The following is an 18529-nucleotide window of genomic DNA, read 5'->3' as shown; positions in this document are numbered from 1 at the left end:
CACACGGTATGACAAGTTGGCCATCACCTACCGCGCCGGAGTCGTCCTGGCCCTGATCGTGGAGTGGCTCAGGTCATTGGGAGACAGAACCTAGCGGAATGCGAAACCGATTGTGTGCCCGCAGGTGTCGACGGACAATACTTCGACATCCACTGATCCAGGCCCGTTCGCGCGGTGCCTGCTGCTTGGAGGGCAGTCGGAATGTTCGTTGAACCGCTGTCGGGGCATCGCTATTTTCGGACCGCTGACCCCGAGGTGGCCCGGGCGGGGATGAGCGGCATTCTGCGTGAGCACCGGCTCGACCCGGGCGCCTCCACCATGGAGGCCAGCTGCAATGTCGTCCGGTACGGCGATGTCGGCCTGGTCTACAAGCATTACGGGGTTCAGGTGCGGATCCGGACCGAACCCATCGAAACCTTCCGCCTGGTTCAAATACCGCTGACCGGGTGGGTCCGGGTGCTCAACGGGACCGCGGATATTGCCTCCGACCCGGCGGTGGCCTCGGTTCCGGACCCGGACGCGCCCCTGGACATGAACTGGCACGAGAGCAGCAGGCAACTCCTCGTCCGATTCGACCGTGCCGCGTTGGACGACCATTTGCGGCGGATGCTGGGCCGGCCGCCGGATCGTCCGCTGCGGATGGCCATCGCCATGCAATTGCGGTCACCGGCCGCCCGGACCTGGTTCGAATCGCTGCGCATGCTGCGGGCCGACGCCGAAGGCCCCGGCCTGTTCCTGGATCCGCGGCTGAGGCCGCAGGTCGAGCAGCTGATGATGTCCCAATTCCTGCTGGCCCAGCCGAACAGCTACTCGGAGCTCCTGCTCGACGGCGCCCCCGGAAAGTCGACGCCGCGTCCCATCCGCCTGGCCGAACAACTCATCACCGACCATGCGCACGAAATGCTCACCATCGCCGATATCGCAGAGGCAGTGGGACTTTCGGTGCGGACCCTGCAGGAGGGCTTCCGGCGATACCTCGACACCACACCGACGGCGCGATTGCGTGAAGCCCGGCTGGTGGGCGTGCACACCGCGCTGGCCGCCGCGGACCCCACCATGACCACGGTCGCCGCGGTGGCCGCAGACTGGGGGTTCTGGCATCTGGGCCGTTTTTCGGCCCTGTACCGGCGGCGATGGGGTGTGCCGCCATCGGTGACGCTGCGCGCCTGACCCGCCGCGCAGCGGCGAACCCGCCGCGCAGTCCGGACAGAACTCGCGCGAGGTGGATAGTCGCGGGTGGTCCGGTCCACCCATCATGAGTGCGGCGGATTTCCGCCGCACCGATACCCGATCCCATCGGCTTCGAAGGGTCAATCATGTTCTCACTCACACTGTTTCGCCGTCTCAGCGTCGCGGCGGCGGCCACCCTCGCGGTCGCCGGGTACGGCGCGGCCCTCGCGCCCGCGCCGGCGTCGGCGGCCTACGACTGCTCGGGCGGACTGTTCTGCGGCTACGACCACCGCGACGGCACCGGCATGTTCGTGCAGGTCGACAACAACTGTCTGTTGCACGACATCGGCAACGAAGGAAACGGAGATCGTCTGAGCTCGTACTGGAACCGCACGGGAAAGACGGTCGGCGTCTACAACTGGACCGGTCGGGAGTGGCAACTGCTCGTCTCGGTCCCCGACAACAGCAGGGGCAATGTGCCCGCCAACGGTGACAACAAGGCCGATGCCCTGTGGGTCTGCCACTGAGGGTTGCGGTACTCGGTAACCCCTCCCGGCGCGCAGCCGGGAGGGGTTCTGTCTGTCGGCGGATTCGATCCTGACGGAGCTGGCTGAGTCGAGTGCTGATCTAGCGCCGGAAACTCCTGTCTACGTGTGGTTTCCAGCGGAATCGGGAGACTCTGGGGTACAGGAGTATCGGGGAGAAGACGTGCGAGTCGGGTCAGTGATCAGGTCGGGTATGCCACTCCGGCCGCGGCGAGGCCGTCCAGAACTCGGGATCCGTGGCGCGAGAAGTCGCGCTGAGCCATCCTGTGCGGGTCGGATTGCCCGATTCGGTTGATCGATCACTGAGTATCACTGAGTATTGTTGCGGTGCTGATGATTTCACGAACGGCTGTGCGGGATGAGGTGCGGCGTCGGGGTATGGTCGGTTCCGAGCGTTGTCCCGGGTCGAGTTGGAGCGGTTCTTTCCATAGCCCGGCGAGGCGACACGGACTTCTTCGGCTTGCGCCCCTTGGAATTCCGCGCCACACCCTCCCACTCCGACGGCCCCGCATGGTCCTATCGTTGGCTGATGCCCGCACACGATATCGACCGCCCAGCTGATCTCGACGTGGTCCGTGAGTCCTACGACCGGGTGGCTGACAACTATGCCCACATGGTGGTGACGACGGGAATCGGCGACATTCGTCGCCATCCATGGCTCAAGGCATCCATCGACGCCTTCGCTGACACGGTGAGCGAACTCGGGCCGGTCCTCGACGTCGGCTGCGGCCCCGGCACGGTGACCGCCTACCTCGCCGAACGCGGACTCGACGTGTCCGGAGTCGATCTCTCACCCCGCATGATCGAGAACGCGCGCCGTCTTCATCCGCAATGCCGCTTCAGCGTCGCCTCTGCCACCGACCTCGACCTCGGTGAAGCGTCGCTCGGCGGCGTACTCGGGTGGTGGTCGCTGTTCAACCTCCCCCGCGATGTCCTTCCCCAGGTTCTCGCCCTGTTCGCGCGTGCCCTGAAGCCAGGTGGGCACTTCATCACCGCTACACACGTCGGCGACGAAGACACGGTGCTCACCCAGGCATACGGCGGTGTACCCGTTCGTTGGACGACCCACAAATGGCAGCCGGAGCGACTCGTGGACCTGATCGAGCAGGCCGGACTGCGCCCGGTCGCCGAACTTCGGCTCCCCGCAGATGAACACAGCGGACCGGGTCTGGTCGTCATGGCCCAGCGCCACGCCTGAGGACCAGGAGCGGTAGGCGGCACAAGGTCAGAACAGTTGGTCGGAGTGCGCTTCCGCTTCGGCGCGCACATCGATGGCGAACTGCTCCTCGATTTCGTCGTCCTCCCCCGCGCTGTGCACGGTGTACAGCAGCAGGCAGCCGCGGATGCCGTCGAGCAGATCTTCGAGCAGGTCGAGGGCGGGACGGACCGGGTCGAGCCTGCTTATCCGGAATTCGGCGAGCATCGCGGCGCGGGTGGTGCTGTCGACCTCGTATTTGCGTGCCTGCTCCTCGATTTCGGCGACCCGCGCGACAACGCCCCACGGTGAGGGCACATGTCCTTCGGACACCGCGATGGCTTCGGCGATGAGGTCGACGACGATCTCGGTGGGGCTCTCCCCCGCGACCGAGCGTTCCAGGACCAGGGTGGGGGTTTCGACCTGCAGCGCCTCGATATCGTCGGCTTCGACGACGACTTCGGCGGTCGGCACCTCGGCGAGTTCGGATGTCACTTCCGCGGCGGCGAACAGCCAGTGGGCGGCGGCGACCGACGCCGAGGCCGGGTCGAGTTCGGTGAACAGCTCGAGGGACCCGAGCGGGTCCGCGCGCAACAGTTCGTGGGCGGCCTGGACCTGGGCGGGGGAAACATCCGGGCGTGACATCTCGACCGCCTGCCTGGAGCGGCCGGACAGATCCCCCAGCTCGGCGGATTCGATGGCGGCCTGTTCCCGGCCGACCTCGGCGACGATGACGTCGGTCAGCGTGTCGACGTCGATGCCGTGCAGTGCGCGGCCGACCCGGTGCGCGGATTCGACGACACCGCTGTAGGAGACGATCAGTCCCTCTTCGGTGGGTAGGTGCGGGGCGCGTATCCCGGCCTCGACCTCCTTGAAGTTCCGGCGTTCCTCGGCCCGTCGCCATGCCTCGCTGTTGGGCACATCCGGATCGCCCGCGGCGCTGGCGGGATGGGTGTAGGTGCGCCATTGGAAGCGCGAGAGAGTGGTCAGATTCGACGCCAGACTCGTTGCCTGGTCCGAACTGACCGGCGGCAGCACGGCTACCGTCTCGGACAGGTCGCCGCGTCCGGTCGCCCAGATTGCGACGAGTGCGTTGCGGCCGGCATCGAATGCGTATCGGGTCACGCCGCTCAGTCTTGCCCATATACCGCCGCCGCGCCTGTGCAATACGTCCCATTTGCGACACGGCGCCGGGCGTTTTCGCATGCCACCTCGGCAAACCCCGCTGGGGACGCATTTTCGGTTACTCGCGCAAGGTACTGCCGGGTGGGGCGCTGGATGGGTCACATCGGTGTGGACGAGGCGGAGCAGACGATCCGACATACGGTATGCGCCGATGGCACCCACCGGGGCCGAGATGGACGCGGTGCGACAATCTACGCCAAGCGCCGGGCGTGTCCGCTCGGCGGGATAAGGATGTCAGATGACTCTCGATCACGGTGACCCGGGCGACGCGCCTTCGATCCCGGTACCGACGGCACCGGTCGTGAATCCGGCGCGACCCGCGGCGGCCGAGGAGGCCAGGACGATCGCGGCGTCGACGAATACCGCGACACTGGCGAGTCTGAGCGAGGACGGGACGCCGTGGGCGTCGTTCGTCACCTACGGCCTGCTCGACGGTCAGCCGGTGCTGTGTGTGTCGCGGATGGCCGAGCACGGACGCAATCTGGCGGGCGACCCGCGGGCCAGTGTGGCGGTGGTCGAGCCGAATCCGCCCGCCGATCCTCTGGCGGGATCGAGGATCACGTTGGCCGGGGTCGTCGAGTTGCCCGTCGGAGACGAGGCCGTCGCAGCGCGCGAGGCGCATCTGGCGGCGGTTCCCGCGGCAAAGCACTACATCGATTACAGCGATTTCTCGCTGTGGGTATTGCGGGTGCGGCGGGTGCGCTGGGTCGGCGGCTACGGGCGGATGGATTCGGCGAGCGCCGAGGATTACGCGGCTGCCGCACCTGATCCGGTCGTGCCGGACGCGGCGCGGGCGGTCGAACATCTCAATGTCGATCACGCGGATTCGCTGCTGTCCATGGCGCGGGTTCTCGGTGGCTATCCGGACGCTACGGTCGCCGAATGCGAGCGGGCCGACCGATACGGGCTCGATCTGCGGGTGGTGACCCCGCGCGGGGTCGCGCGCACCCGGGTCGGGTACGCGCAGCGGCTCGACAGTGTCGACCAACTCCGAGGCGCGACAGTGGAGTTGGCGCGCCGCTCGCGCGGGGCCTGAGCCTGGGCGGTGCCGCCCGAACCCGCGCCCGTTCAGATCTCGTACAGTTCCAACGGCAGGTCATCGGGATCGAAGAAGAAGGCCATCCTCTTGCCGGTGGCGTCGTCGGTGCGCAATTCCTCGGTGCGGACGCCGAGGGCGTCGAGTTCGGCCAACGCGGCGGCGACGTCGCGGACCGCGAACGCGAGATGCCGCAATCCCGATGCCTCCGGTCGCGTTCTCCGAGGCGGGGTCACCGGGAAGGAGAACAGCTCGAGACGACCGCCGCCGGGTACCGCGAGATCCAGTTTGTACGAGCCGCGTTCGGCGCGGTATTCCTCGGCGATCACCGCCAGGCCCAAAGTCCGCGTGTAGAACTCCTTCGATGCCAGGTAGTCCGAGGCGATGATCGCGACGTGGTGGATCCCGAGGAACTCCATGGGCGCAGACTGTATCGGAGGAGCTGACCGACGACCGGATTCACGACGAATCAGTGTGTGAGAACGATCTTCACGATGACCACGGTCGTGGCCATCGTGGTGAGCGACACGGCGGCGAGCACCGAACCTCGGGTGGGGCGGTCACCTTTCAACCGCCCGATGACGAAGACGATGCCCCCGATGCGGACGAGGATGGCGAATTCGGCGATAAGTTGCGCGGTCCTCGGTTCCAGCCACCCCACCAGGCCGGTGGCGAGGACGGCACAGGGCAGCACCGCGGAACTGAGGATCGGCACGGAGTTGCGCAGTCCACGCAATTTCTCGGCGCGGGTGGCGACGCCGCCGTCGCCCACACTGTGGCCGACCGCCTCGGCGAAGATGTGGGCGACGAAGGTGGACAGTGCCGTACCGAGCACGATCAGGATGCCGACGTGCACATCCGTCGTGACGACCGGAACCAGTGCCGCGAGCACGAGAATGTTCCCGTAGATGTAGGCGCTGATCCGGCTCGCGGCGTTCTTGCGGTCGAGCGGCGCACCGCGGGAGAACAGCGGACCGTGTAGCAGCGTATGCAGTTCGGTATCCATCCGACCTCATTCCGGCCACGCTCGGGCACACGCGGGAGCGGCGCGTCACGTCGTGCCGTGGTGCGCGGCGACAGCGGGCCGGGCGATCAACTCCACCAGCAGCAGTGCCGCGACCGCGATCAGCACGGTGACGATGACGACGAGTCCGGACGGGTATTTCCAGAACACGACGGTCATCGCGGCGATCGCGATGATGATCACGCGCAAGGCTGTTCGGTGGGTGGCGACGGCGATTTCGACGGGGCGCGGGGCCCGGCCGTGCGCGGAACCCCGGACCTGGTTCACGACCGAGCTGTACCCGCGGCGCACCGCCACCGCCGATTTCGACGGGCCCGCGAGATATCCGATGGCCGCGACCACCACCGCGAGCACGAATACCGCGCGCATGGCCGTGCGCAGGGGCAGGGCCAGGGTGTCGAACAGTATCGCGGCAGCCTCCCGCGACAGGTCCTCGGACGGCACATCTGCGAGGTAGACGGCGCGTCCGACGCTGAGCGCGACGACCAGCAGCATCATGGCTATCGCGACACTGATGCCGACCAGTGAGAATGCCCGCAGACGAGCGCCTCTCGGTGCCAGCAGCACGGCCGCGACCGCCGCCAGCAGCACCGCGAGCGGCAGCACCGTGGACGCCTTGTCCACGGCGGATACCGCCCGTTGGGCTTTGACGAGGCCAGGCGATTCGAACAGCACGAAGGAGGTGTCGATATCGGGGAGGCTGTCGACGAAGGTGAATCCGCGTTCGTCCAGTTCGGCACGCACGCCGTCGATGATCGGTTTCAATTCGATGGCGACGGTGCCGTCGTCGCCGACGCGCACTCCCGGTCTCGTCTCCCCCGTCACGACCGCGACCATCGTTCGGTGGGCTCCCCGGTTGGCCCGTATCCACAGCGCCTCGAATCGGTCCGAGGCGACGAACGCGTCCACCGTGTCGTGGACGAAGGAGCGGGCCTGGTCCGCGAGCGCCGGCGCGAGGCCGATCACGGCGGTCGGCACGCGGGGCGCGTTCTCGGTGAGCGCGGTCAACGCCTCGGTGGTCACGCGCTTGATGTCGACGCGGGTCATGATCTGATCGGTGATCCGATCCGACAGTTCCGCCTGGAGGACCGGGTCCGCGGCGAGCGGCGTCATCGTCTGGACGTAGCGGTCGGTATCGAGTATTTCGGCGCGGACGTAACGCGCGGGCACCGCGGCGAACGCCAGGATCGCGACGAGTACCAGCAGCGCTCCCGCACCCGTCCAACGCCATACGCGGTGGCCGGAGGCGCGCGACGGGCCGATCTCCGATGACACGTCCCCCGCTTCGGCGGCACGGATTTTCGCGACTTCACGACGCAGGCGCTCGAGTTCCGCGCGTTCTTCGGCGTCCAATGGCGCGCCGGCTTCCGGAGAATTCATGGAGGTATCCAGATCCGTTCGATTCGGACTGATAAACACGGAGGTCATAGAATCGAGCCGTCGCATATTTTAACAGAATCGACCCCACCGCCCCGGGAACATTCTGAAGGTTCCATGGTGAACGATCGTGATATCGGGTAATTCGGCCCGTCGAGTATTCGATAGTAGAATTCCGGCCGGCAACCGACGGTTCGCTTTCCGTGGATACCTCGTCGGGACTCTCGGATCGAGCCGAATTCGCGTCCGCCACGGCATCATTCGTTGTCGTCGTGCTCGCGGCCCCGCAGATAGCCGCCGATGGCGGTCTCGTCCAGGGCGAACGCCTTGACGACCGCCGCCGCGCCGACGATCACCAGCGACTGCACGAAGAGCCAGCTGATCGAGGTGAAAGCCAGTCCGAGCGGACCGAACTGCTCACGCGCGTTCGCCGCGATATGCGGCAGCACGATACGGCTCGCCACGTGGACGGCGCTCAAACCGATCGCGGTCAGCACCCCGGAAATCCAGAGCAGACGGCCGTTCAGCGCGCCCTTGGTGAGCAGGAAGGGCGCGAGCATCCACACGAACGACCAGATCAGCACCTCTATCAGCAACGCCAGCGGCGGTCCGGCGTATCGGATCCCGGTGAGTTCGCGGGCCTGACCGATCACCCCCACCGCGGTGGCGACCAGCAGCAACGCGGCAAGCCAGCGCCAGGCGTCACGCCCGCCGATAGCTGGAACCTTCCAGACGGCCTGGTAGACACGCCCGAGAGCCCGCGCGAAGGAGGTGCCGCCGAGAAGGACCACGAGCAGTCCGACCACACCGAACGCGGCCACCGTCGGATCGGTCGGCGTGGCGGCGGTGTCGGCGCCCAATGACCCCGAGTCGAATCCGAACTGATCGCGAATCGTATTCGCCGCACCGTGCCGGCCGCTGATGACGGACGCGGCGATCATCACCGGCAGAACCGACGTGAATATCTGCGCCGCCAATGCCAGCGAACGATCGGCGATCTGGATTTCCGCGAAACCCTCCAGCGTCCGGCGCAGCGTACGACCGTACGGTGTTCCGCGCAATCGACCTGTCACCGCCTGGGTTCGGGCGATCGACATTTCTCGGGCCAACGACACCGATAGCTTTACGGACCGCACCCTGTCTCACCACCCTTCGCTCGCGAATGGGTTCGGAATTACGCGCTGACCTCGGTGAAACCGACGCTACGCTGTCGCGGCGACCAGCACACGCCGACCACTTCCCATTATCGCGGTGCGAACCCGGACATATCCGCCACGAAACCCGTGCGGCGGTCGAAAAGACACCTCGCGCCGGGCGCGTGTGCGAGGATCGGGGCACCGGCGCATCGGTCGACCACATCCATCCGTCGGTACGGGATGTCTCGACTCAATTCCAGGTAGCGCATCGACATGATCGCCCAACGGATTCTCCACCGAATTCAGGAGCACACCGATGATATCCAGGAAGAGTGTTTGCGGAATCGCCGCGACGGCGGTCGTTCTGACAATGATCACCGCATGCGGGTCCGACAGCGATTCGGACTCCTCGGCATCGTCGACAACGGCGAGCGCCACCAACGACATGCGCAGCAGTATCGCCGCCACCGCGTCCTCCGCGCTGAGTTCGGCCCGGAATACCGCGCAGCAGGGGATCCAGGAGGCGATCAACGTGGCGCTGGCCGCCGCGCCGATCACCTTCGACAGCGGCAGTTCCGATCTCGGCGCGCTGGATGTGGCCACCATCAACGCGGTGGCGCTGCCGCTGAAAGGTAACGACACCAAGATCCGGATCACGACCTACGCGCAGGATTCCGATAAGAGCGCCGCCGAAGCGCTGGCGAAATCGCGCGGCGACAATATCGCGGCCGAACTCGAATCCGCGGGAATCGACAAGTCCCGCATCACCGTGAAGGCCGAAGTCGACCCGAAGGACCAGAACGTCGTCGACAAGGCGAAGATCGAAGTCGTTCCCGATTAGCTCCGCGCCGCCGAACTCAGCGGTGCGAGACGACATCCGGGAACCGGCGCTGGAGCCGATCCATATAGCGGCGCACATCCCGTAGTTCGGTTTCCAGCCGCTGGGTGGCGGAACTACCGAGGCCGGTCAGGGCGATCTCGCGGGTGATGCGGCTGGCCTGTACCGCCAGCAACTGCAGGAAGACTCGGGCTTGGGCGCGGTCGGCGTCGTCCATCGATCAGGGCCGATCTGTCGGTTGTCGTATCGGGTATGCCCGGGTTCTACGGCCGCGGTCCACGGCCGGAGAACCGATTCGGACGCTACCCGGTCGGACGCGGCGCGACGGGCGAATCGCGTGGAATCGCAACGTTGTCGAGTCGTGTGCCGACCGTCCCCGCGGGATCGTGCGCGGTCGCGGCGCGGCGCCGGTCGATGGTGGCCGCCGCGAGGTCGGCCCAGCGGATGTTCTCCTGTTCGAAGGCGATACCGCGCAGCAGGGTGAGATAGGGCCCGACGGATTCGGCCTCGAGCAGGTAGGACTGTTCGGTGCGGCCGCCGAGCATCCTGGCCCGGAGTCGTTCGTAGCGGGCCAGTTTCGTTTCGGCTCGGCGCTTGCTCTCGGCGATGGCGGCGCGCACGGACGGCGCGTCTCCGACATCGAGCGCCCTGACCTTGACCAGTAGTTCGTCGCGGATCGCGGTGGGTTTCGGACGCTGGGCGGTGAACGCGCGCAACGCTTCCCAGCCGGCCGGGGTCAATGCGTGCAGCCGTTTGTTCGGCCTGCGTTCCTGCTCGACGAGCCGGGTCCGGATAAGTCCTTCCTCTGCCATCCTGTCCAGTTCGCGGTACAGCTGCTGCGGGGTCGCCGTCCAGAAGTTGGCGACCGACGCGTCGAAGTCCTTGGCCAGGTCGTAGCCGGAGGCCTCTCCGTCGATCAGCGCGGCCATGACCGCGTTGCGTAGCGCCATCGACCCAGGTTAGCGGCATCTGGACATCGGCGCGGAACCTGATTACCGTTCTGGGGACATAGTCAACAAATTGAGTAGTCGAGGTGTGGGATGCATCCTTTCCGCAAGGCCGTCGAGGACCGTGACATAGCGGCCATCGAGGCGCTGCTGGCCGACGATGTGGTGTTCACCAGCCCGGTGGCGTTCACGCCGTATCCGGGCAAGCCGATCACCGCGGCGATCCTGCGCGCGGTGATGCGGGTCTTCGAGGACTTCCGCTACGTGCGTGAAATCGCCGACCAGGGTGGTCGCGACCACGCCTTCGTCTTCGAGGCGACAGTCGCGGGCAAACGGCTCACCGGCTGCGATTTCCTGCATTTCGACGATGACGGCCGCATCGATGATTTCACGGTGATGGTGCGACCACTCTCGGCCGCCACCGCATTGGCCGAAGCGATGGGCGCGCAATTCGAGCGCATCAAGAGCGAGGCCGCCGCCGCTATCGCGAGCGGCAGCGCGGGGGCATAGCGGAGTCCGCGGCAGCGGGTACCGCGACCGTGATCATGGCGACGATCATGTCGACGATCTCGTCGGAATCGGCCGGGTCGGGTGTGCGCGCTCCCGCTTCGAGGGTGCGTTCATAGTCGGCGATGAGGGCGAACATCACCGTCGCCATGGTTTCCAGGCGCTGACGCCGACGGCGCGGGGACAGTTGCGGCAACGCGGCCGACAGCCGGGTGGCGATGATACGTACGGCGGCGCGGTCGGAGCCCGCCAAACGCCGGGCGTCGGCGATCACCGGGTGGGCGCGCACCACCTCGAGGAAACGGCCGTAGTGGCTGACCCCGGAGCGGTCCAGAAGTTCGAGGATCGGTCCGGCGAGCATGGCGACCAGCGCGCGCACCTCGTGTGCGGTGCCGTCGGCCTCGTGGGTGGCGAGCAGTTCCATGCGACGGTGTTCGAGCCAGTTCATCCGCCGGTCGACGATGGCCTCGATCAGCCCTGCGCGGGAGTCGAAATAGTAGTGCACGGCGGAGTTGTTGCGCTGGCCCGCGGCTGCCGCGATATCGCGCAACGGCACTTCGACGCCGCGTTCGGCGATGAGTCGTTCGCCGGCGTCGAGCAGTGCCGACCGCGAATCATCGTTGTGCATGGCCGAACTGTACTAAACCAGAGCCTTGACGATATTAAGCGCTGATGATTAATTGAACTCGTGCGATTAGAACGCGTTGCAGTCTTGCCGGACGCCGCCGACGGCATCGCCGTGGCGCGGCGGCGGCGCGCGCGAGAACTCGCGATCAGCCCCGGCGGTGCCCGCCGATGAGTATCGCGGGCGGACCGATTTTCCAGCTGGGCTGGGTGGTGCCCGATATCGCCTCGGCGACAGCGGAATTCGCCGAGCGCTACGGCGTCGACGGATGGTTCACGATCCCCGAAGTGCGGTTCGGTCCGCCGACGTGCCGCTACCGGGGCTGTCCCGCCGAGTACACGAGCGCGGTGGCACTCGGTTACGCGGGCGGTCAGCAACTCGAACTGATCGAGCCGCGCTCCGGTGACAGCCCCTACTCCGACCATCTGACGCGGTTCGGGGCGGGACTGCACCATATCGCCTACGTGCCGGATGATTTCGATGCCGCGCTCGCGGGGGCGCGCGCCGCCGGAGTCGAGATCGTCGCCGAAGGCGGCTTCGAGGAATTCGGCATGGAATTCGCCTACCTCGACGGCGGGTCGATCGGAACCTGCGTCGAATTGATGCGACTGTCTGCGCGGATGAAGGCCGTGTTCGACCGGCTCGTACCGGAAGGGCACGCGAATCCATGGACGTAGGGGTCGGACGAACGCGCCACCTCTGCGCGGCACGGCCGCGCCAGCGGCACGAAAATCCACGAAGAATACTGGGATGAAAGGCAATCGAGATGCGATTCACCTATGCCGAGGCAATGACCGATCCGTCATATTACGTGCCGTTGGCACAGGCCGCCGAAGCCGCCGGATACAGCTCCATCACGGTCGCCGACAGCATCGCGTACCCGAAGGAATCCGATTCGACCTACCCCTACACCCCGGACGGCAACCGCGAATTCCTCGAGGACAAGCCGTTCATCGAGGCGTTCGTGCTCTCCGCCGCGATCCTGGCGGCGACGACCACGCTGCGAGTGACGCCGTTCGTGGTGAAACTGCCCATCCGACCACCGGTTCTGGTAGCCAAGCAAGCCTCCTCGCTCGCGGCACTGAGCAATAACCGGTTCGGCTTCGGCGTCGGCATCAGCCCGTGGCCGGACGACTTCGACATCATGGGCGTGCCGTTCGAGAAGCGCGGCGCCCGCATGGACGAATGCATCGACATCGTGCGCGGACTCTGCGCGGGCGGCTACTTCGAATTCCACGGTGAGTTCTACGACCTTCCGCCGATCAAGATCAACCCGATTTCGACCGAACCGGTGCCGATCCTCATCGGCGGCCACAGCAAACCCGCGCTGCGGCGCGCCGCCCAGCGCGGCGACGGCTGGATGCACGCGGGCGGCGACCCGGCCGAGTTGGACCGCCTGCTCGGCGAACTGGACACGTTGCGGGCCGAATACGGCACCCGCAAAGATTTCGAGCTGCACGTCATCTCGCTGGACGGTTTCACCGTCGACGGTGTCAAACGGCTGGAGGACAAGGGCATCACCGATGTCATCGTCGGCTTCCGCAATCCCTACACCACCGACCACGACACCGAATCCCTCGATACCAAGATCGCGAATCTGAGCCGGTTCGCCGAACGGGTGATCGCCAAGACCGGGAGCTGAGCGACAGCCGGGCCGGACCCGCCAGGGTGCGTTGAGGTCCATAGCCGGGACATGGCATCGGCGGCGTGCGTACGCTCGGCTTCGGCGCTGCGCGGCGCGTTCCGCACGCGTTCGACGCGGGTGGCAGGCGGATCGGGTGGCGGAGGCGGCATCACCCGGTCGGCGAACACATCTACGGAGGTGTCATGACTTTGGCGGTGCGGCTCGGCGAGCTGCTCGGGGGGACGGTACGCGGGATAGCCGACCTCGGTCCCAGTCACGGATGGACCCTGCATCGGGCGATTCTGTCCGACGGCCGTGACGTATTCGTCAAATCCGCACCGGACCACGCCGCCGTGCTCGCGGCCGAAGCCGCCGGACTACGCTGGCTGGCCGAAACCGCGCCGAACGCGGTGCCGCCGGTGCTGGCCGTCGATGACCATCTACTGGTCCTACCGTGGCTCCCGGAAGCCACCCCGACTCCCGCCGCCGCCGAACAGCTCGGCCGCGACCTCGCCGATCTGCATGCGAACTCCCCGGGCGTGTTCGGAGCCCCGTGGCCCGGCTGGATCGCCGAACTCCCGCTGGACAACACTGTTGTCCCGGATATCGAGGCAGCCGCGGACGCGGATGGTCACGGCGACGACGGCGTTGTCGGTGCCGCCGAATTCGGTGAAGTCCGCGACCGCACGGAGGCCACCGGCTCCACCGTCGGCGAATCCGCGAGCGGATGGGCGCGGTGGTATGCCGAGTACCGGCTCGCGCCCTTCCTGCCGGATGCCGCACGCCACCTCGGGACCGAGGGAACCCGGCTGGTGGAACAGGTCATCGACCGTGTCGAGACGCTCGCGGGCCCGCCCGAACCGTCCGCGCGCATCCACGGCGATCTCTGGTCGGGCAATATCCGCTGGAGCCGCGACCGCGCCAGGCTGATCGACCCAGCGGCTCACGGCGGGCATCGGGAAACCGATCTCGCGATGCTCGCACTGTTCGGAGCACCGCAACTGGATCGGATCGTCGCCGCCTACCACGAGGTTCGTCCGCTCGCCGACGGCTGGCGGGGACGCCTCGCGTTGCACCAACTGCATCCCCTGCTCGTGCATACCGTCCTCTTCGGCGGCTCCTACCGCGAGCAGACACTCGCCGCCGCGACCGCGGCGCTCTCGGCCAGGCACGGTTCGCCGGGCTGAGAAGTCCGCCTGCCCCTCACCGGTTTCCAGCGGTGAGGGCGCTGCGCGTGGCCTCGTCGGCGGGGAAGAACGATTCGATGGCCAATTCGGCGACGGTCACGTTCATCGGTGTGCCGAATACGGTGGTAACGCTGAGGAAAGCCAACTCCCCTGCCTCGTGACGCAGACGTAGCGGGACGACAGCCTGGTCCGGTTCGGGCAGGACGAGTTCGGTTTCGCCGCCGGGATAGGCGCGTAGCTCGTCGCGCAGTTCGACGAGCGAGGCAGCGCCGGTGACCTCGATCTGACGTGCCAACCGCGCGAAGAGATGCCCACGCCATTCGGCCAGGTTCACGATGCGGGGCGCCATCCCGGCGGGGTGCAGGCTCAGCCGCAGGGCGTTGACGGGCGGCGTGAGCAGGGCCGGGTCTATTCCGGTGAGCAGCAGCGCGACGCCGGAGTTGGCATCGATCATGGTCCAGTTCTGATCGATGGCCAATGCCGGATACGGCTGGTGGCCGACGAGGATCTGACGCATGGCGGTGCGGACCGCGTCCATGGCGGGCGTGTCGAGCGCGGGTTCGGCGTAGGCGGGGGCGTAACCGGCGGCGAGCAGCAGGCGATTGCGTTCGCGCAGTGGAATATCCAGGTGTTCGCACAGGTGGGCAAGCATGCCCCGACTCGGGGTGGCGCGACCGGTTTCGATGAAACTCAGATGCCGCGCCGAGGTCTCCGCGCGCCCGGCCAGTTCGAGTTGGCTCAGTCTGCGTTCGAGTCGCCACTGTCGCAGCAGGTCACCGGCGGTGCGATTACTCATCGTCCCGATCCTAGGAAGCCGCGGTCGTCGAGGCGATTACCTCCCGGGTAATGCGGGCTATGCCTCGGCGAGCCGCAGATTCGTGACCCGCAGTTGACGTTCGGTACCGGCCGCGAGCGCGCGCACCTGGTCCTCCTCGAGCCGCCCGCACACCCTGCCCCAGTGCAGCGCGACCTGATCTCCGACGTCTGCGTCGGCCGCGACGCGATGGTGTCCGCCTTCGATGACGGCGGGCTGAATCCCGGGCTCGGACAACAGCAATCGGCGTCCGTCCCGGATCAGGCGACGGCACTCGACGGTGATGTCGTCATCGCGGCGCGAACGCACCACCCCCCAGGTGATTCGGCAACTGTCGAGGATCCGCAGCGGGTGCTCGCCGGGGCCGACGCCGAGCAACCGGGACCACGGATACACGCCGAATACGTGGAAACAGTGATTCGGGGCCACCTCCCGCGCCAGATCCGGGGTCAGGTACTTCCAGTAGTGCCCCGCGACGGGACCGATCACCGCCAGGAGTTCACGCGCGAACGTCTCGCCGTCCAACTGCGCGCCGATACCTCCGCCCAGCCAGTACGACTCGACCAGGTGACGATCGAGCGGATCGGCGATTCCGGTCATCCGCGCCATCACCCGCAGGTACGGCCACGCGCCGGAGAACCGTCGCGCGACCTCGCGCACCTGCTCGGGCGTGCCCTCGCGCAACGCCGTCGCATCCGGTGGCCCGCAGTAGCCGAGATCATTGGGGGCATAGGCGAATCGGGCGAACAGATCCGCGCCGTCGTCGCTGGCTCGCACCGCGTCCCTCAACAGATTCGCGGCAGCTGCTCGCCCGCGGGCAGGTCGACGACCCTCGTGCCGCCGAGCGCCGTGCGCGCGACCACCATGCCGGGGTGCTGCGCCACGCAGACACCGATGGCCTCGGCTTTCGCGCCGAGGGGATGCGCGCGCATGGCCGCGAGGACAGCGTCCGCGTCACCGGGGGCGACGAAGGCGATCAGTTTGCCCTCGTTGGCCACGTACAAGGGGTCGAGGCCGAGCAGTCCGCAGGCGTCACGGACCGCGGCGGGCACAGGAAGCGCGCGTTCGTCCAGCGACACACCGACCTTCGCGACGCCCGCGATCTCGTTGAGGGTCGCCGCGACCCCGCCCCTGGTGGGGTCGCGCAGTACGTGGATATCGGCCCCGGTGGCGAGCATGGCCGCCACGAGACCGTGTAGCGGCGCGGTGTCACTGCACACCGTAGTACCGAATTCCAGACCTTCGCGGCAGCTCATCACCGCGATCCCGTGGACGCCGATCTCGCCGCTGATCAGCACGACATCGCCGGGACGCGCCCGCTGCGGCCGAATATCGACGCCATCATCGACCACGCCGATACCCGCGGTGTTGATGAAGATTCCGTCGCCGTGCCCGGAATCGACCACCTTGGTATCGCCGGTGACCAGCGTGACCCCGGCCGCGAGCGCCGCCGTGCCGACCGCTTTGGCCACCTGCGCGATATCGGCGAGCGCGGTCCCCTCCTCGAGAATGAACGCCGTGGAGAGCACCATCGGCCGGGCTCCCGACATGGCCAGGTCGTTGACCGTTCCGTTGACCGCGAGATCACCGATCGATCCGCCCGGGAACAGTAGGGGTTTCACCACGAAGGAATCGGTGGAGAACGCCAGGCGTACCCCGCCGAGCGTGACCACCGCGGAATCGCCGAGGGCCGCGTCGGCGGCGGGCCCGAAGGCGGGCAGGAACAGGTGCTCGACGAGTTCGCCGGACATCGCGCCGCCACCGCCGTGTCCCATCACGATATTCGGCGAATCACGCAGTGGCATCGGGCAGACCCACCGGTCCATATCGATGGCGGATTGCACGGCGGGCGCCGCCGCCTCCTCACGCATGGGCCACCTCCGCGGGCAGATCGAGCCGCCGGTACAGGTAGTAGGCCGCGCAGGCGCCTTCGGAGGAGACCATGGTGGCCCCCAAGGGATTCCGCGGTGTGCACTGCTTGCCGAAGGCGGCGCATTCGTGGGGTTTGATCAGCCCCTGCAGCACCTCGCCGGAGCGGCAGATCGAGGATTCCTCGGTACGCAGATCCCCGACGGCGAACCGCTGTTCGGCGTCGTAATGGCGGTAGCGCGGCGAGAGGCGCCAGCCGCTGCGCGGGATGACGCCGATCCCCCGCCAGGCGCGGTCGGTCACCTCGAAGACATCCTCTAGCATGGCCTTGGCCGCCGGATTGCCTTCGGCGCGCACCGCCCGGGGATAGGCGTTCTCCACCTCGTACCTGCCCTGCTCGAGTTGGATCACCGTGCGACGGATCCCTTCCAGGATGTCGAGCGGTTCGAAACCGGTCACGACCATCGGCACCCGGTATTTCTGTGCGATCGGCGGATATTCGGCGGTGCCCATCACACTGCAGACGTGACCTGCGGCCAGGAATCCCTGGACGCGGCAGTCCGGTGACTCCATGATCGCGGCGATGGCGGGTGGCACCAGCACGTGTGAGACCAGTAGCGAGAAGTTCTCGATACCCAGTTTCTTCGCCTGGTAGACCGTCATCGCGTTGGCGGGCGCCGTGGTCTCGAAGCCGATGCCGAAGAACACCACTTGCCGGTCGGGATTCTCCTTGGCGATGGTGAGCGCGTCCAACGGGGAGTACACGACCCGGACGTCGCCGCCTTCGCTCTTGACGCGGAACAGATCGCGTTCGCTGCCGGGAACCCGCAGCATATCCCCGAAGGAGCAGAAGATGACACCGGGCCCGGCGGCGATCTCGAGCGCCTTGTCGATCACTTCGAGCGGGGTCACGCAGACCGGGCAGCCGGGTCCGTGGATCATCTCGATCTCGTCGGGCAGTAACTGGTCGATACCGTGCCGGATGATCGAATGAGTTTGTCCGCCGCAAACTTCCATGATCGACCAGCGGCGGTTGGTGGCCGCGTGGATCTTGTCGAGCAGCTTCTCGGCCAGCCCGGGATCGCTGAACTCGTCGAGATATTTCATGATGCCTCCGGGTTGTCGTCGGTGGGCTCGGTGGACTCGGATGCCGGGGCCGAGGGATCGGGAAGTCCCGCCTGTCTGGCGGCGAGGGCGAACCCGTCGCCGAACTCCTCGTTCAGCACACCGAGGTGTTCGAATTCGGCCAGGGTGCGCAGCGCGGATTCCTCGTCGAGGCGCTGGATGGCGAAGCCGACGTGGACGACGACGTAATCACCGACCGCCGCGTCGGGGATGTATTCGAGGCACACATCCTTGTGCACGCCGCCGAAGTCGACGACCGACATCAGAGTACCGTCACGCTCCTGCAGGCTGAGTACTCTTCCCGGAACTGCCAGGCACATCGTTG

22 protein-coding genes are annotated in these 18529 nt (G+C 66.9%); 9 read left to right on the top strand and 13 right to left on the bottom strand.

The genetic code is table 11. The features are described 5' to 3' along the window. Positions 1-201: 201 nt before the first annotated feature. The 3 genes from ABZS43_RS26955 (at position 202) to ABZS43_RS26945 (ending at position 2913) form a co-directional block, all read left to right on the top strand. Complete coding sequence (locus ABZS43_RS26955) at positions 202-1170, top strand: AraC family transcriptional regulator (RefSeq protein ID WP_355038756.1); 969 nt, start codon at positions 202-204, stop codon at positions 1168-1170. 146 nt (positions 1171-1316) lie between these two features. Beyond that, positions 1317-1697 carry a peptidase inhibitor family I36 protein gene (locus tag ABZS43_RS26950; protein WP_355038755.1) on the top strand — a complete coding sequence of 127 codons (381 nt, stop codon included), beginning with the start codon at positions 1317-1319 and terminating at the stop codon, positions 1695-1697. A gap of 547 nt (positions 1698-2244) precedes the next feature. Further along, positions 2245-2913: a class I SAM-dependent methyltransferase gene (locus tag ABZS43_RS26945; protein ID WP_355038754.1), complete on the top strand. Its 669-nt coding sequence runs from the start codon at positions 2245-2247 to the stop codon at positions 2911-2913. 27 nt (positions 2914-2940) lie between these two features. On the opposite strand, the gene ABZS43_RS26940 is transcribed toward ABZS43_RS26945, so the two are convergent. Continuing rightward, positions 2941-4035, bottom strand: coding sequence for a hypothetical protein (locus ABZS43_RS26940; protein ID WP_355038753.1), 1095 nt, complete (start codon positions 4033-4035; stop codon positions 2941-2943). A gap of 298 nt (positions 4036-4333) precedes the next feature. Here ABZS43_RS26940 and ABZS43_RS26935 point away from each other — a divergent pair, with 298 nt between their 5' ends. After that, a complete protein-coding gene (locus ABZS43_RS26935) occupies positions 4334-5131 on the top strand; it encodes a DUF2470 domain-containing protein (protein WP_355038752.1) in 798 nt (265 codons plus the stop codon). Positions 5132-5163: 32 nt separating this feature from the next. Here ABZS43_RS26935 and ABZS43_RS26930 read toward each other — a convergent pair whose 3' ends face one another. The 4 genes from ABZS43_RS26930 to ABZS43_RS26915 form a co-directional block, all read right to left on the bottom strand. Next, on the bottom strand, positions 5164-5550 hold the full coding sequence (locus ABZS43_RS26930) for a VOC family protein (protein ID WP_355038751.1): 387 nt from the start codon (positions 5548-5550) through the stop codon (positions 5164-5166). Between the two features lie 50 nt (positions 5551-5600). Further along, complete coding sequence (locus ABZS43_RS26925) at positions 5601-6137, bottom strand: hypothetical protein (protein WP_355038750.1); 537 nt, start codon at positions 6135-6137, stop codon at positions 5601-5603. A gap of 45 nt (positions 6138-6182) precedes the next feature. After that, positions 6183-7535, bottom strand: coding sequence for a hypothetical protein (locus ABZS43_RS26920; protein WP_355038749.1), 1353 nt, complete (start codon positions 7533-7535; stop codon positions 6183-6185). A gap of 254 nt (positions 7536-7789) precedes the next feature. Continuing rightward, the gene (locus ABZS43_RS26915; RefSeq protein WP_355038748.1) at positions 7790-8629 is read right to left on the bottom strand and encodes a hypothetical protein; all 840 of its coding nucleotides are present in this window, start codon (positions 8627-8629) and stop codon (positions 7790-7792) included. Positions 8630-8984: 355 nt separating this feature from the next. Here ABZS43_RS26915 and ABZS43_RS26910 point away from each other — a divergent pair, with 355 nt between their 5' ends. Then, positions 8985-9509, top strand: coding sequence for an OmpA family protein (locus ABZS43_RS26910; RefSeq protein ID WP_355038747.1), 525 nt, complete (start codon positions 8985-8987; stop codon positions 9507-9509). A 16-nt stretch (positions 9510-9525) separates the two neighbouring features. Here the strand turns inward: ABZS43_RS26910 and ABZS43_RS26905 are convergent, their stop codons facing one another. After that, positions 9526-9723 (bottom strand): hypothetical protein, encoded by a 198-nt coding sequence (locus tag ABZS43_RS26905; RefSeq protein WP_355038746.1) that lies wholly within the window; start codon positions 9721-9723, stop codon positions 9526-9528. Between the two features lie 85 nt (positions 9724-9808). Then, positions 9809-10456: a PadR family transcriptional regulator gene (locus tag ABZS43_RS26900; protein WP_355038745.1), complete on the bottom strand. Its 648-nt coding sequence runs from the start codon at positions 10454-10456 to the stop codon at positions 9809-9811. 90 nt (positions 10457-10546) lie between these two features. Here ABZS43_RS26900 and ABZS43_RS26895 point away from each other — a divergent pair, with 90 nt between their 5' ends. Next, the gene (locus ABZS43_RS26895; RefSeq protein WP_355038744.1) at positions 10547-10963 is read left to right on the top strand and encodes a nuclear transport factor 2 family protein; all 417 of its coding nucleotides are present in this window, start codon (positions 10547-10549) and stop codon (positions 10961-10963) included. Here ABZS43_RS26895 and ABZS43_RS26890 read toward each other — a convergent pair. Then, positions 10935-11588, bottom strand: a complete 654-nt coding sequence (locus ABZS43_RS26890) for a TetR family transcriptional regulator (RefSeq protein WP_355038743.1) — start codon at positions 11586-11588, stop codon at positions 10935-10937. The two genes, ABZS43_RS26895 and ABZS43_RS26890, sit on opposite strands and share 29 nt — an antisense overlap. 167 nt (positions 11589-11755) lie before the next feature. On the opposite strand from ABZS43_RS26890, the gene ABZS43_RS26885 reads away from it, so the two are divergent. The 3 genes from ABZS43_RS26885 (at position 11756) to ABZS43_RS26875 (ending at position 14396) form a co-directional block, all read left to right on the top strand. Then, entirely contained in the window at positions 11756-12262 is a 507-nt protein-coding gene (locus tag ABZS43_RS26885) for a VOC family protein (protein ID WP_355038742.1), read from the top strand. Between the two features lie 89 nt (positions 12263-12351). Next, a complete protein-coding gene (locus ABZS43_RS26880; protein ID WP_355038741.1) occupies positions 12352-13227 on the top strand; it encodes an LLM class flavin-dependent oxidoreductase in 876 nt (291 codons plus the stop codon). Positions 13228-13412: 185 nt separating this feature from the next. Next, the gene (locus ABZS43_RS26875; RefSeq protein ID WP_355038740.1) at positions 13413-14396 is read left to right on the top strand and encodes a fructosamine kinase family protein; all 984 of its coding nucleotides are present in this window, start codon (positions 13413-13415) and stop codon (positions 14394-14396) included. Between the two features lie 16 nt (positions 14397-14412). Here the strand turns inward: ABZS43_RS26875 and ABZS43_RS26870 are convergent, their stop codons facing one another. The 5 genes from ABZS43_RS26870 to ABZS43_RS26850 are packed head-to-tail and all read right to left on the bottom strand — an operon-like array spanning position 14413 to position 18524. After that, entirely contained in the window at positions 14413-15192 is a 780-nt protein-coding gene (locus ABZS43_RS26870) for a helix-turn-helix transcriptional regulator (RefSeq protein ID WP_355038739.1), read from the bottom strand. Between the two features lie 57 nt (positions 15193-15249). After that, on the bottom strand, positions 15250-15987 hold the full coding sequence (locus ABZS43_RS26865; protein WP_355038738.1) for a DUF6390 family protein: 738 nt from the start codon (positions 15985-15987) through the stop codon (positions 15250-15252). Positions 15988-15995: 8 nt separating this feature from the next. Further along, positions 15996-17081 (bottom strand): hydrogenase expression/formation protein HypE, encoded by a 1086-nt coding sequence (gene hypE, locus ABZS43_RS26860; protein ID WP_355038737.1) that lies wholly within the window; start codon positions 17079-17081, stop codon positions 15996-15998. Beyond that, positions 17074-18186: a hydrogenase formation protein HypD gene (gene hypD, locus ABZS43_RS26855; RefSeq protein WP_355038736.1), complete on the bottom strand. Its 1113-nt coding sequence runs from the start codon at positions 18184-18186 to the stop codon at positions 17074-17076. The genes hypE and hypD overlap by 8 nt, the downstream gene beginning before the upstream one ends. Beyond that, positions 18183-18524 carry a HypC/HybG/HupF family hydrogenase formation chaperone gene (locus tag ABZS43_RS26850; RefSeq protein WP_355038735.1) on the bottom strand — a complete coding sequence of 114 codons (342 nt, stop codon included), beginning with the start codon at positions 18522-18524 and terminating at the stop codon, positions 18183-18185. The genes hypD and ABZS43_RS26850 overlap by 4 nt, the downstream gene beginning before the upstream one ends. Between the last annotated feature and the right edge of the window lie 5 nt (positions 18525-18529).

It is taken from the genome of Nocardia sp. NPDC005366 (assembly GCF_040606855.1).
Taxonomy (GTDB): domain Bacteria; phylum Actinomycetota; class Actinomycetes; order Mycobacteriales; family Mycobacteriaceae; genus Nocardia.
The sequence above is the reverse complement of the archived record's forward strand: the minus strand, read 5'-3'. Positions and strand labels throughout refer to the sequence as shown.